The 12349-nt window shown below is 64.3% G+C and carries 10 protein-coding genes; 5 read left to right on the top strand and 5 right to left on the bottom strand.

The genetic code is table 11. The features are described 5' to 3' along the window. Together E4O92_RS06675 and lpdA are read left to right on the top strand one after the other, a co-directional pair. The coding region (locus E4O92_RS06675) for a 2-oxo acid dehydrogenase subunit E2 (protein ID WP_206076827.1) at nucleotides 1-921 on the top strand (921 nt) is incomplete at its 5' end. Between the two features lie 11 nt (nucleotides 922-932). After that, the gene (gene lpdA, locus E4O92_RS06670) at nucleotides 933-2738 is read left to right on the top strand and encodes a dihydrolipoyl dehydrogenase (RefSeq protein ID WP_135188980.1); all 1806 of its coding nucleotides are present in this window, start codon (nucleotides 933-935) and stop codon (nucleotides 2736-2738) included. Between the two features lie 221 nt (nucleotides 2739-2959). On the opposite strand, the gene E4O92_RS06665 is transcribed toward lpdA, so the two are convergent. Beyond that, the gene (locus tag E4O92_RS06665) at nucleotides 2960-3412 is read right to left on the bottom strand and encodes a potassium channel family protein (protein WP_135188979.1); all 453 of its coding nucleotides are present in this window, start codon (nucleotides 3410-3412) and stop codon (nucleotides 2960-2962) included. A 199-nt stretch (nucleotides 3413-3611) separates the two neighbouring features. On the opposite strand from E4O92_RS06665, the gene E4O92_RS06660 reads away from it, so the two are divergent. Beyond that, a complete protein-coding gene (locus tag E4O92_RS06660; RefSeq protein WP_135188978.1) occupies nucleotides 3612-4490 on the top strand; it encodes an NAD(P)-dependent oxidoreductase in 879 nt (292 codons plus the stop codon). Between the two features lie 15 nt (nucleotides 4491-4505). On the opposite strand, the gene E4O92_RS06655 is transcribed toward E4O92_RS06660, so the two are convergent. From E4O92_RS06655 to E4O92_RS06640, 4 genes are all read right to left on the bottom strand, one after another. Next, nucleotides 4506-5111: a hypothetical protein gene (locus E4O92_RS06655; RefSeq protein ID WP_135188977.1), complete on the bottom strand. Its 606-nt coding sequence runs from the start codon at nucleotides 5109-5111 to the stop codon at nucleotides 4506-4508. Beyond that, nucleotides 5108-5455 (bottom strand): hypothetical protein, encoded by a 348-nt coding sequence (locus E4O92_RS06650; protein ID WP_135188976.1) that lies wholly within the window; start codon nucleotides 5453-5455, stop codon nucleotides 5108-5110. Before E4O92_RS06650 ends, E4O92_RS06655 begins: the two co-directional genes overlap by 4 nt. Nucleotides 5456-5766: 311 nt before the next feature. Continuing rightward, entirely contained in the window at nucleotides 5767-8574 is a 2808-nt protein-coding gene (locus tag E4O92_RS06645; protein ID WP_135188975.1) for an EAL domain-containing protein, read from the bottom strand. 219 nt (nucleotides 8575-8793) lie between these two features. Beyond that, nucleotides 8794-9450 (bottom strand): TetR/AcrR family transcriptional regulator, encoded by a 657-nt coding sequence (locus E4O92_RS06640; protein ID WP_135188974.1) that lies wholly within the window; start codon nucleotides 9448-9450, stop codon nucleotides 8794-8796. A gap of 111 nt (nucleotides 9451-9561) precedes the next feature. Between E4O92_RS06640 and E4O92_RS06635 the strand changes: the two genes are divergently transcribed. Both E4O92_RS06635 and E4O92_RS06630 read left to right on the top strand, forming a co-directional pair. Further along, nucleotides 9562-10725 carry an HlyD family secretion protein gene (locus E4O92_RS06635; protein ID WP_135188973.1) on the top strand — a complete coding sequence of 388 codons (1164 nt, stop codon included), beginning with the start codon at nucleotides 9562-9564 and terminating at the stop codon, nucleotides 10723-10725. Between the two features lie 9 nt (nucleotides 10726-10734). Further along, entirely contained in the window at nucleotides 10735-12327 is a 1593-nt protein-coding gene (locus E4O92_RS06630) for a DHA2 family efflux MFS transporter permease subunit (RefSeq protein ID WP_135188972.1), read from the top strand. Nucleotides 12328-12349: the final 22 nt, after the last annotated feature.

The following is a 12349-nucleotide window of genomic DNA, read 5'->3' as shown; positions in this document are numbered from 1 at the left end:
CTTGGACAGGTCCACGCCCAGTTCGCGCGCGAACTGGGCGTGGACCTGTCCAAGGTGCCGGGCAGTGGCCCGAAAGGCCGCATCACCCAGCAGGACGTGCAGAATTTCGTGAAGGGCGTGATGAGCGGCGCAGCCGCCGCGCCGGCAGCGCCGGCTGGTGGCGCAGGCGTGGGCGGCATCAGCCTGCTGCCGTGGCCGTCGCTCGACTTCTCCAAGTTCGGCCCGACCGAAACCGTGGCGCTCTCGCGCATCAAGAAGATCAGCGGCCCGAACCTGCACCGCAACTGGGTGATGATCCCGCACGTGACGCAGTTCGACGAAGCCGACGTGACCGACCTGGAAGCGTTCCGCGTCGAGTCCAACGCCGCCTACGCCAAGGCCAAATCGAGCGTCAAGCTGACCATGCTGGCGTTCGTGATCAAGGCCAGCGTCGCCGCGCTCAAGAAGTACCCGCAGTTCAACTCGTCGATCGACGAGACCGGGTCCAACCTGATCGTCAAGCAGTACTACAACATCGGCTTTGCGGCTGACACCCCGAACGGCCTGGTGGTCCCGGTCGTCAAGGACGCCGACAAGAAGTCGATCTCGCAGATCGCGCAGGAGATGGGCGAGCTGTCCGCGCAGGCGCGCGAAGGCAAGCTCTCGCCAGCCGCGATGCAGGGCGCGACCTTCACCATCTCGTCGCTGGGCGGCATCGGCGGCACCGCGTTCACCCCGATCATCAACGCGCCGGAAGTGGCGATCCTGGGGCTGTCCAAGTCCGCGATGAAGCCGGTGTGGGACGGCGAAGCATTCCAGCCGCGCCTGATGCTGCCGCTGTCGCTGTCGTACGACCACCGCGTGATCGACGGCGCCGGCGCCGCGCGCTTCACGGCCTACCTGGCCGAAGTGCTGGCCGACCTGCGCAAGACCCTGCTGTAAGGAGCGCGAGCATGAGTACTGTTGAAGTAAAGGTCCCGAACATCGGCGACTTCAAGGACGTCGAAGTCATCGAGCTGATGGTCAAGCCGGGCGACATCGTCAAGGTCGACCAGTCCTTGATCACGGTGGAGTCGGACAAGGCCAGCATGGAGATCCCGTCCAGCCACGCGGGCGTGGTCAAGGAGCTCAAGGTCAAGGTCGGCGACAAGGTGAACGAAGGTTCGCTGCTGCTGACCCTGGACGAAGAAGCCGCCGGCGGCGCAGCCGCATCGCCTGCGGCCGGCCCGGCCACCGCCGCCGCGCCCAAGCCGACCGAGTCGATGGCGCCAGCGCACCAGACCGCGGCCGAAGTACCGGCCCAGGTGCCGGCGGCATCGAGCTATGCCGGCCAGGTCGACATCCAGTGCGACATGATGGTGCTGGGGGCCGGCCCCGGCGGCTATTCGGCCGCCTTCCGCGCCGCCGACCTGGGCATGAACACCGTGCTGGTCGAGCGCTATTCCACCCTGGGCGGCGTGTGCCTGAACGTGGGCTGCATCCCATCCAAGGCGCTGCTGCACGTGGCGGCGGTGATTGACGAGACCTCGCACATGGCTGCGCACGGCGTCGCCTTCATGAAGCCGGACGTGGACATCGACAAGCTGCGTGGATACAAGGACGGCGTGGTCAAGAAGATGACCGGCGGCCTGGCCGGCATGGCCAAGGGCCGCAAGGTGACCGTGGTGCAGGGCGTGGGCAGTTTCGTCAGCCCCAACCACATCGAAGTGACCGCCGCCGACGGCAGCAAGAAGGTTGTGCAGTTCAAGCAGGCGATCATCGCCGCTGGCTCGCAGGCAGCCAAGCTGCCGTTCATTCCGGAAGACCCGCGCATCGTCGATTCGACCGGCGCGCTCGAGCTGCGCCAGGTGCCCAAGAAGATGCTGGTGCTGGGCGGCGGCATCATCGGCCTGGAGATGGCGACCGTGTACTCCACGCTGGGCGCGCGCATCGACGTGGTCGAGATGATGGACGGCCTGATGCAAGGCGCCGACCGCGACGCGGTCAAGGTCTGGCAGAAGTACAACGAGCACCGCTTCGACAAGATCATGTTGAAGACCAAGACCGTGGGCGTGGAAGCGCTCCCGGAAGGGATACGCGTGACCTTCGAAGCGGCCGAGCAGGGCGGCACCGCGCCGGAACCGCAGCTGTACGACATGGTGCTGGTGGCCGTGGGCCGTACTCCGAATGGCAAGAAGATCGGCGCCCAGAACGCGGGCGTGGCGGTCACCGACCGCGGCTTCATCCCGGTCAACGACCAGCTGCGCACCAACGTCGACCACATCTTCGCGATCGGCGACGTCGTCGGCCAGCCGATGCTGGCGCACAAGGCAGTGCACGAGGCGCACGTTGCGGCAGAAGCGGCGGCGGGCGAGAAAGCCTTCTTCGACGCCAAGGTGATTCCGTCGGTGGCCTACACCGATCCGGAAGTGGCCTGGGCCGGCATCACCGAAGACGAAGCCAAGGCCAAGGGCATCAAGGTCGAGAAGGGCCACTTCCCATGGGCTGCTAGCGGCCGCGCGACCGCCAACGACCGCACCGAAGGCTTCACCAAGCTGCTGTTCGACGCCGAGACCCACCGCATCATTGGCGGCACGATTGTCGGCACTGGTGCCGGCGACATGATCGGCGAGATCGCGCTGGCGATCGAGATGGGAGCGGACGGCGTGGACATCGGCCGCACGATCCACCCGCACCCGACGCTGGGCGAATCGATCGGCATGGCTGCCGAGGTGTACGAAGGCGTGTGCACCGACCTGCCGCCGGCGCGCAAGCGCTGACTAAGTAGGGTGCGCACGATGTGCTAAGCGGTCGAAATGGCCGCGTGACTGCATACCGTGACCGGTGCGCACCCTACAATATCTTTGTGCTGCGGCCTTTGCGGATCGTAGGGTGCGCACCTGTGCGCACGCGGTCACGGCATGCTGGCTCGCGGCCGACGCTTTGGTGCGTTGCGTTCGCGAACGGCGTTCGCAATTCGTCCTCGGCGGCCCAGCACCCCCTACGATTTTTTGCGCGCCTCCTGCTGATCGGTGTCCCAGAACCGCTGCATTTCAAGGTACGTGAACGACGCCGTCCAGCCAATCAGCAGCAATCCATTCAGTGCCTCCATCCCCGCCAGCTGGCGCAGGTCGCCATGCGGTATCACATCGCCGTAGCCCACTGTGGTAAACGTCTCGGCGGAAAAATACATGCAGCGCGAGAACGGCAGCGGCCCCGGATCGCCCATGAGCCCGACGTGGAACCGGGTCGCCAGCACGTAGTACGCCGCCCCGTACAGCAAAATCTCAATGAAGTGGGCTGCGAATGCGCCAAGGATAACGAAGATCAGCTGCATCCTCGGGTGGCGCATATGCAACAGCGGCAGTCCGGCCGTCAGCAACCTCAGCACTTCGTAATGGAATACGGTTGTGGCAATGAGCAACAGGAAACAGCAAGTGCTGACCAGTTCCATCGACATTCCCGGGAGTCGCGTATCAAGCCCAAGTCTGGATTTGACCGGCGATGGCCTGCGAAGTGGCGTCCCTGTTCGAAAAGTTCGCATCCCTCGTGTGCGCCGCGCGGTCGCTAAAAAAAACGCACACAATGCATGTCATGCGCTGCCCGATCGGCGGCACAGCTTGGCCAACAGTAACCCAGGAGGAGAAGCGAGCATGACGATTGGATTCATCGGATTGGGTGCGATGGGACGCAACATGGCCGCCAACCTGCTGCGTGCCGGCGAGCCGCTACGCGTGTGGAACCGCAGTGCGGAACCGGTCGAGGCGCTGGTGGCGAAAGGCGCGCTGCGCGCGGAACATCCGTTCGAGGCGGGCAGGGTGGACGTGCTGTTCACAATGCTGGCGGACGATGCCGCCACGCGGTCGGTGCTGATCGACGGCGGCGTGCTGGACGCAATGGCGCCCGGCAGCATCCATGTGAACATGGCGACCGTGTCAGTCGGGTTCGCCCGGCAGATGGCGCAGCTGCACCAGCAAAAGGAAGTCGGCTACGTGGCGGCGCCGGTGCTGGGCCGGTTCGACGTGGCCGCGGCGGGCAACCTGAACATCCTGGCCGCCGGGCCCGGCCACCTGATCGAGCGCGTGCAGCGCTATTTCGACCTGATGGGCCAGAAGACGTGGCGCTTCGGCGACGCGCCGGAGCAGGCCAATGCCGCCAAGCTCGCCGCCAACCTGACGCTCGTGTGCGCGATCGAGGCCATGGGCGAAGCGGTCGCGCTGGTGCGTGCTTACGGTATTGCGCCGGACGGTTTCCTCGAGCTCCTGTGCCAGACGTTCTTTGCCGGCTCGCCTGTGTACAAGGGTTATGGCGCCATGATTGCGCAGCAGCGTTACAGCCCGGCTGGGTTCACGTTAACGCTGGGCCTGAAGGATGTGAACCTGATGCTGGAGGCCGGGCAGGCCGCGAGCGTGCCGCTGGCGTTTGGCAACGTGTTGAGGCAACTCTTGCTCGATGCCGTGCAATCCGGCGAGGGCGAGTTGGACCTGGCGGCGCTGGCCAAGGTGGCGGCGGGGCGGGCAGGGCAGGCATGACAGGCTGGCCGCCCGCTAAGGTTCCGGGCGGATGGCCAGACCTGTCAAGATTGCAGTGTACATTTGGGGCGTAATTGCACCGACCACCGAGTAAATCATATCGGTTCCGTCGATCACGAAATGGAGATGCTGCGAGTTCTGAGGCGCTGCTTGAATCCAGTAAGCATGCACCGGGCCTTTTGTGGCCTTAACATAACGTTCGGCGATGTCGATGCCCTCGACCTGCCGGATCTTCGCGAGGGGTTCCCCGGGACGCGCTGAACGGCCGAGCAGATCGAAGAACTCATCACTGGGCATCGAATTGGCCGATGCCAAGCCCAATGCCTGGTATTTGCCGACATATGCTGCCCGCGATGTAGATAGGAGGAGCACGCTGTTTCTGCCATCGAGAGCGCCTTCGGGAAGCAGGTGGACTGCGGTTCCTTCGTTCCCAGAAATAAATATCCTCCCGATCAACTTGATCGGAAGACGCATCTCGACCACGCCGAATTGAAGAGTGACGCACGCATCACAAGGTCTTGCCTCGGGCCAGCTAGAGATCTCAAGAGTCACATCGCGCGCAGCACACAGATTCCACTGTGCGGCGATCAATAGAGTCAAGGTAGCAAGGATTCTTTTCACGCCCATTGCGGTAACTTTCGCATTGCTACACCTAATGACGCCATTTCCAATGCTGATTTCCATTTGTAAATAACCGCCCGCGCACAGGTAAATGACAGTTGGCTGCGATACGAATTGAAGACTCCTCGGCCGAGTTGTCGAACCAGCCATGTGATGGATGCACGCCCACCCGGCGGCTTGGGTACCCAGCCAAACGCATTTGAACACGCCCTTGTTTCGGCAATCATTGTTCCGAACACGGCAGCGACATCATCGTTCACCTCGCCATCCCATACGGGAAGTATATTGGCAAACCGGTAGAGTGATTGGATCATTTCTTTTACTTCCACTTTTTCCTTGTCCATGCCGTCTCCATGCGTACGAGTAATGGGCTCACTGCCGAGTACGTGGAAGACTTTAACAGCGCGGCACCACGCATCGTTGCGTCGCATCAAATGACTATGTGCAGTGGACTCAGGTTTTTCTGGGCATCTTGCACAGTGATACGATGGGTACGATTAAAAGCCGGCTTCTGGGTTGAATTGCGGTGTTTGCTTTAACTTTAGGACGGTTCCTCGCGGATAAGCGCCGATCTCTATGACCTTAGCCCACTGTTCACACAGAGAGCGGCCAGAATCAAAAGCCCACGCACCGAAATTTGTGGGAAACTGCCGCCTCACGCGTGGTGGACAATCGCCGCCACCGCCGCAGCAGGCATCGGCTGCGCGCACAGGAATCCCTGGTAAGCCTCGCACCCGTGCTCGAACAAAAAGTCGCGCTGCGCCACCGTCTCGACCCCTTCGGCCAGCACCCGCAGTCCCAGGCTGCGCCCGAGCGCGATGATGGTGCGCGCAATGACCGCATCGTTCGGATTGGTCAAGAGGTCCAGCACAAACGAGCGGTCGATCTTGAGCATGTCCAGCGGCAGCTGCTTCAGGTACGCAAGCGATGAATAGCCGGTGCCGAAATCGTCCAGCGCAAAGGTCACGCCGTGGGTTTTCAGCAGGCTCATCTTGGCGACCGTGTCTTCCAGGTTTTCCAGCAGCGAGGTCTCGGTCAGCTCGAGCTTGATCTGGTGGGGGTTGACCCCGGCCGGCCCCAGCACCGCCAGCACTTGCGCCGCAAAGCCCGGATGGTGGAACTGGCGGGCGCTGACGTTGACGGCGATCTCCAGGCCCGCGGTCTCCGGGCTGGCGGCCCACGCCAGCAACTGCTGGCACGCCTTCTTGAGCACCCACTCGCCCAGCGACAGGACCAGTCCGGTTTCCTCGGCCAGCGGGATGAACTCGACCGGCGAGACCATGCCGCGCGTCGGGTGGCGCCAGCGCAGCAGGGCTTCGACCCCGGTCACCCGGCCGTCGCGGCTGACCTGTGGCTGGTAATGCAGGTCGAACTCGCGAGCGCAGTCGCGCATGGCCTGGCGCAGGTCGCTTTCGAGCGCGATGCGCGCCGACAGCGCCGCCTGCATGTGCGGATTGAAGAAGCGCAACGTGTTGCGTCCCGCGCTCTTGGCCTGGTACATGGCCATGTCCGCACGCTTTAACAGTTCGCCGATGTCGTCCTTGTCACCATTGAACAGCACCACGCCGATGCTCGCCGTGCTCAGGTGGCGATACTCGTCGAGCTTGTACGGCTGGCGCAGCGCCTTGAGCATCCGTTCGCCAATCGCCTGGGTCGCGGCGCTGGCCTCAACCATGTCATCGCTTAGGTGCTCGAGCAGGACCACGTACTCGTCGCCGCCAAAGCGCGACACGGTGTCGTTGTGGCTGACGCAGCCGGTCAGGCGGTGCGCCACCTGCTTGAGCAACTGGTCGCCGACTGCGTGGCCGAGGGTGTCGTTGAGCGACTTAAAGTTGTCCAGGTCGATGAAGAACAGTGCGTTGGTGCTGTGGTGCTGGGCGCTGGTGGCGATCGCCTTGCGCAGCCGGTCCATCAGCAACTGGCGGTTGGGCAGCTGGGTCAGCGAGTCGTAATAGGCCAGGTACTCAATCCTGCGTTCGGCCTGGCGGCGCTCGGTCAGGTCCACCATTGCGCCGATCATACGGGTGGCGCGGCCGGTGGCGTCGCGGATGATAAAGCCGCGGTCCAGCACATAGGCGACCGTGCCGTCTTTGCGGAGGAAGCGGTATTCGTCGATCCATTCGCTGTCGCCGCCCGCGATGGCGGCCTTGATGTGGTTCACCACGCGATCCCGCTCGTCCGGATGGATGTGCTCTGACCATGCACGAATCGGCCCGGAAAATTCCTGCGTCGTATAGCCGAACAGGGTTTCGATGGTGTCGCTGGTCCACAGGCTGTCGGCTTGCATGTCCCAGTCCCACACCACGTCGGTGGTGGTGCGGGCGATGGTGCGGAATCGCTCCTCGCTGGCGCGCAGCGATTCCTCGGTCTGCCTCGCTTCGGTAATGTCACGGAAGTAGACGGTGATGCCATCTTCCGACGGATAGCCCCGTACCTCGAACAGCATGTGGTAGGGCGCATAGTAATTCTCGAACACGACAGTGGAGTTCTCGCGCACCGCGCGTTCGAATTCGCGCTGGCCCTTGAACCCGCTGAACACGTCCCACACCACCTTGCCCAGCAGTTCTGCGCGCGGCCGCTGGAACAGGCGCTCGGCCTCCCGGTTCAGGTAGGTGAAGCGCCACTCGCGGTCCAGTGTGTAGAACGCGTCGGTAATCGACTCCAGCGTGGCGGAGAGGCGCTCGGCCATGCGCGCCGCCTGCTGCTCCACGTCCCGTATTTCGCTGATGTCCAGGAATGCCCCCTGTAACTGGACGATTGTGTTGTTCGCGTCGCGCACCGGTTCGCCGATCGCACGTACACACACCTTGCGTCCACCGGCAGTGATGATTTCCAGCTCTTCGTCGTACGGAGTGCCGTCGCGCAGGCAGGTGTCGAACCGGCGGCGTATCCTGGCGCGCGATTCGGGCACGAAGAAATTGAACGCTTCTTCCACGGTCGGCTCGGTGCCGTCGGGCATTTCGTGAATCCGGCACACTTCGTCGGACCAGATCACGCGGCCGGTCTGCACCTCGTAGGTCCAGCCGCCCATGTGCGCGATATGGCTGGCCATCTGCAAGAGCCGCGCATTCTGTTCGGCCTGGCGCCGGCGCTGCATCTGTTCTGTGATGTCCTGGATCGTGCCCACGTAGCGCGTGCTGCCCTCGTCAGCGCGGATCGGCTCGCCGCGCATGCACACGTCGCGCGCCTCGCCCGACGGGCGGATGATCCGGCACTCGACATTAAGCGGCGTGCCTTCGCCCAGCGCGCCGGTGAAGGCGTCGTATACCCGCGTCCGCTCGTCAGGATGCACGAACTGCAGCAGGTCCTCCAGCCGGTGGGGCGCGAGCGCGCGGCCGAAGATGGCGTGGGTTTCATCGGACAAGGTCAGGGTCATGTCCGTTACGTCGATCTCCCAGAAACCGAACAGCGGAACCTGCCGGGCCTGGGCCGATTGGTCATCCGATTGCTGAGCTGACGACATGGTGTTTCGAGAAATGTCTTTGTCCGCACAAGGCGCACGCGGCGAACGTTTGCTAATTCGGCGCCTGGTCTGAATATATGCGTTTTTCGTCCCTCACTCGGTACGATTGCCCACATCGGTGCCACTATCCAGGCAGCGTGCGCTGCACGGGGCCGGAAAGCCCAAAAAAATAGCCGCCCGGTGGGCGGCTACGGCTGGCAATGTGCTTGCGGCCGGCTTTCAGGATGCGTCCGCCAATACCGCCCGGTAGAACAGGGACATGCGCGCGTCCAGTTGGCGCAGCGCCTCCTCGCGCGGCTGCTGCACCGGCGGGAACAGGAAGCGCCGCGTCACGTCGCCGCCGATGCAGGTGAGCAGGTGAGTGGGCAACTGGTCGAACGGCAGGTCCGGACGCAGCTGGGCCCGGATGTCGGCGCGTGCGAAGAAGCGCTCGAGCATCTCGCGCGTGAGCCGGGGGCCGGCGTCGTTGAAGGTCTGCGCCAGTTCCGGATTGGTGGGCGCTTCGGCGATGACGACGCGATGCATGGCGATCGCCTCGGGCGAATACAGCAGGTCGAAAAAGTGGCGCGCGAAGTCATCCACGATCTCCTTGAACGGACGGGTATCCGCTTCCAGGTCGTGCGGCGTGAAAAAGCGATCGCGGCGCGAGGTCAACACCGCTTTGAGCAGCCCGGCCTTGCCGCCGAACTTTACATAGATCGTCCGCACCGCCACGTGCGCCTCGCGCGCGATGCTCTCCAGGCTGACCTTGGTGTAGCCGTTTTTCAGGAAGAGACACCCGGCGGTCTCGATCAGGTCGTGCATGCGCGCCTCGACGTCGCTGGCCTTGGGCCGGCCCGCCGCCTTTCCGCAGGTTGGGGTAGGTACTGTGCTCATGGCGCCACTGTAGTGCAGATCCGAATGAAATGCAACCGTTTCATTTCTTGACTTCTGGTTGAACATCACCAATAATGCGCACCAGCCATTTCATTTTCTTGGAGCCGCAACATGTCGCAATCGCAAGCCACGGTCGAGCAAAGGCCAACCGCCGTTCCCCCCGTCGCGCCCGTACTAAGTGCGCCCGCAGCAGCGGCTGCCGGCAAAACGCCACCCAACAAGCGCGTGCTGGCCGTGGTGGCGCTGATCGCGCTGGCCGCGATCGGCGCGGGCGGACGCATGTGGTACCGCGGCCATTATTTCGTCGAGACCGAAAACGCCTACGTCACCGGCCACGTCCACCCGCTGTCGGCGCGCATTCCGGGCGTGGTCACGCGCGTGCTGGTGGAAGACAACCAGGAGGTCAAGGCTGGCGATGTGATCGCCGAGCTGGACCCGGCCGACCAGCACGTGAAGATCGAGCAGATCGAGGCCCAGATCGCCAGCGTGCAGCAGCAGGTGGAGCAGGCCGACGCCCAGATCGCGCAGGCGCGCGCCCAGGCCTCGGCCGCCAAGGCCCAGGTGGCGCAGGCCCAGGCCCAGCTGGTGCGGGCGCAGCAGGACGCAGCGCGCATGGGCCAGCTGTATAACGACCAGATGAAGGCGGTCTCGAAGGCCGAGGTGGATGCCGCGACAGCCGCGCGCGCCAGCGCCACCGCCGACGTGGCGGCGCGCAGTAACAATGCCAGCGCGGCCCAGGCCCAGATCGGCGCCGCGACTTCGGCGCGCGACGTGCTCAAGGCCCAGGTCAGGGTGCTGCAGGCCCAGCTCAAGGACGCCAACCAGCAGCTCGGCTACAACCAGATCGTGGCGCCGGTGTCGGGCCGCGTGGGCAAGCGCAGCGTTGAAGTGGGCGCGCGCATCCAGCCGGGCCAGCAACTGGCGGCGATCGTCGAGGATCTGGTGTGGGTGACCGCCAACTTCAAGGAAACCCAGCTGGCCGGGCTGCAGCCGGGCCAGCGCGTGAAGATCGATGTCGACGCGCTGCCGGGCAAGGAGCTGGTCGGCCGCGTGGACAGCTTCTCGCCGGCCTCGGGCAACCAGTTCGCGCTGCTGCCGGCCGATAACGCGACCGGCAACTTCACCAAGATCGTGCAGCGCGTGCCGGTCAAGATCACCTTCGACCCGGCCGACCTGAAGAAGTACGCGGGCCGCCTGGTGCCGGGCATGTCGACCGTGGTCGAGATCGACCTGCGCCAGAAGGCGCCGCAAGCCGCCGCCGTCGCCGCCAAGTAAGGAACCAACATGGCCAGTTCCACCCACGCCGTCCCGGGCGCGCCGGTCAATGGCGCGCGCATCGACGCGCGTACCTGGATCGCGGTGTTCGCGGGCATGCTCGGCGCCTTCATGGCGGTGCTCGACATCCAGATCACCAATTCCTCGCTGCGCGACATCCTCGGCACCCTGTCCGCGACCCAGGAAGAGGGTTCCTGGATCTCGACCGCCTACCTGTGCGCCGAGATCGTCGTGATCCCGCTGACCGCGCTGTTCACCCGCTCGCTGGGCGCGCGGCGCTACATGATGATCACCACCTCGCTGTTCCTGCTGTTCTCGACCCTGTGCGGCGCGGCCTGGAGCCTGGAATCGATGATCGTGTTCCGCATGCTGCAGGGCTTTACCGGCGGCGCGCTGATCCCGATGGCGATGACCCTGGTGATGACGCGCCTGCCGCCCTCCAAGCGCGCGGTCGGCATGGCGATGTTCGGCCTGACCGCCACGCTCGCCCCGGCCATGGGCCCGACCCTGGGCGGCTACCTGTCCGAACTGTACGGCTGGCCGTCGATCTTTTACATTAACTGGGTGCCGGGCGTGCTGCTCATCGCCGGCATGGCATGGGGCATGGACAAGGAGCCGATGCAGCTCAAGCAGCTGGTCCACGCCGACTGGCTGGGCATCGCCTTCATGGCGCTGGGCCTGGCCAGCCTGACCATCTTCCTGGAAGAGGGCAATTCGAAGGACTGGTTCGACTCGAGCTTCATCATCACCTTCGCTTACCTGGCCCTGTTCGGCATCCTGGGCTGGATCGCGACCAGCTTCGTGCGGCCCAATCCGTTCGTGAACCTGCGCCTGTACGGGCAGCGCAACTTCCTGGTCGCGACCGCGCTGTCGGCGGTGATCGGCATGGGGCTGTACGGCTCGTCGTTCCTGCTGCCGCTGTACCTGGGCCAGATCGCCGGCTACACCCCGATGCAGATCGGCGAAGTGATCGCATGGATGGGCCTGCCGCAGCTGTTCGTGATGCCGTTCGCGGCCGCCCTCAGCTCCAAGATCGACAACCGCATCATGTGCTCCTTCGGCCTGCTGCTGTTCGGCGGCTCGTGCCTGATGAACGCGTTCATGGACGCCAGCACCGGCTACGACCAGCTCATGTTCACCCAGATCATCCGCGCGATCGGCCAGCCGTTCGTGATGCTCACGCTGTCGAACTTCGCCATGGCCGGCATCGCGCCCAAGGACATGCCCTCGGCGTCGAGCCTGTTCAACATGACGCGCAACCTCGGCGGTTCGATCGGCATCGCGCTCTTGGCCACCGCCCTGACCAACCGCGAGCACTTCCATTCGGCGCGCATCGGCGAATCGGTCTCGCTGGCTTCCAACGCGACCCAGACGCGGCTGGACCAGCTCACCCAGGCTTTCATCGCCAACGGCATCGACCCGGCCACCGCCGGCAACCAGGCCATCGCCGCGATCGACCGCATCGTACGGCGCGAGTCGTACGTTATGGCGTACAACGACGGCTTCTGGATCGTCGGCCTGATCCTGATCGGCGCCATCGGCGCGATCTGGTTCGCCGACAAGGTCAAGTCCCCGGGCGGAGCGGGCGGCGGCGGCCACTGACAATCGACGAATTCATTTGATG

The organism is Massilia horti (assembly GCF_004614195.1).
GTDB lineage: Bacteria > Pseudomonadota > Gammaproteobacteria > Burkholderiales > Burkholderiaceae_D > Telluria > Telluria horti.
Note: the sequence above shows the minus strand (reverse complement) of the source record. Positions and strands in the feature narration are given on the sequence as shown.

What these genes read in the sequence shown, in the direction of transcription:
- E4O92_RS06630 (WP_135188972.1), top strand. Translation starts at nt 10,735, where the DNA reads ATGGCCAGTTCCACCCACGCCGTCCCGGGCGCGCCGGTCAATGGCGCG.
- E4O92_RS06645 (WP_135188975.1), bottom strand. Translation starts at nt 8,574, where the DNA reads ATGTCGTCAGCTCAGCAATCGGATGACCAATCGGCCCAGGCCCGGCAG.
- E4O92_RS06635 (WP_135188973.1), top strand. Translation starts at nt 9,562, where the DNA reads ATGTCGCAATCGCAAGCCACGGTCGAGCAAAGGCCAACCGCCGTTCCC.
- lpdA (WP_135188980.1), top strand. Translation starts at nt 933, where the DNA reads ATGAGTACTGTTGAAGTAAAGGTCCCGAACATCGGCGACTTCAAGGAC.
- E4O92_RS06665 (WP_135188979.1), bottom strand. Translation starts at nt 3,412, where the DNA reads ATGGAACTGGTCAGCACTTGCTGTTTCCTGTTGCTCATTGCCACAACC.
- E4O92_RS06640 (WP_135188974.1), bottom strand. Translation starts at nt 9,450, where the DNA reads ATGAGCACAGTACCTACCCCAACCTGCGGAAAGGCGGCGGGCCGGCCC.
- E4O92_RS06660 (WP_135188978.1), top strand. Translation starts at nt 3,612, where the DNA reads ATGACGATTGGATTCATCGGATTGGGTGCGATGGGACGCAACATGGCC.
- E4O92_RS06650 (WP_135188976.1), bottom strand. Translation starts at nt 5,455, where the DNA reads ATGGACAAGGAAAAAGTGGAAGTAAAAGAAATGATCCAATCACTCTAC.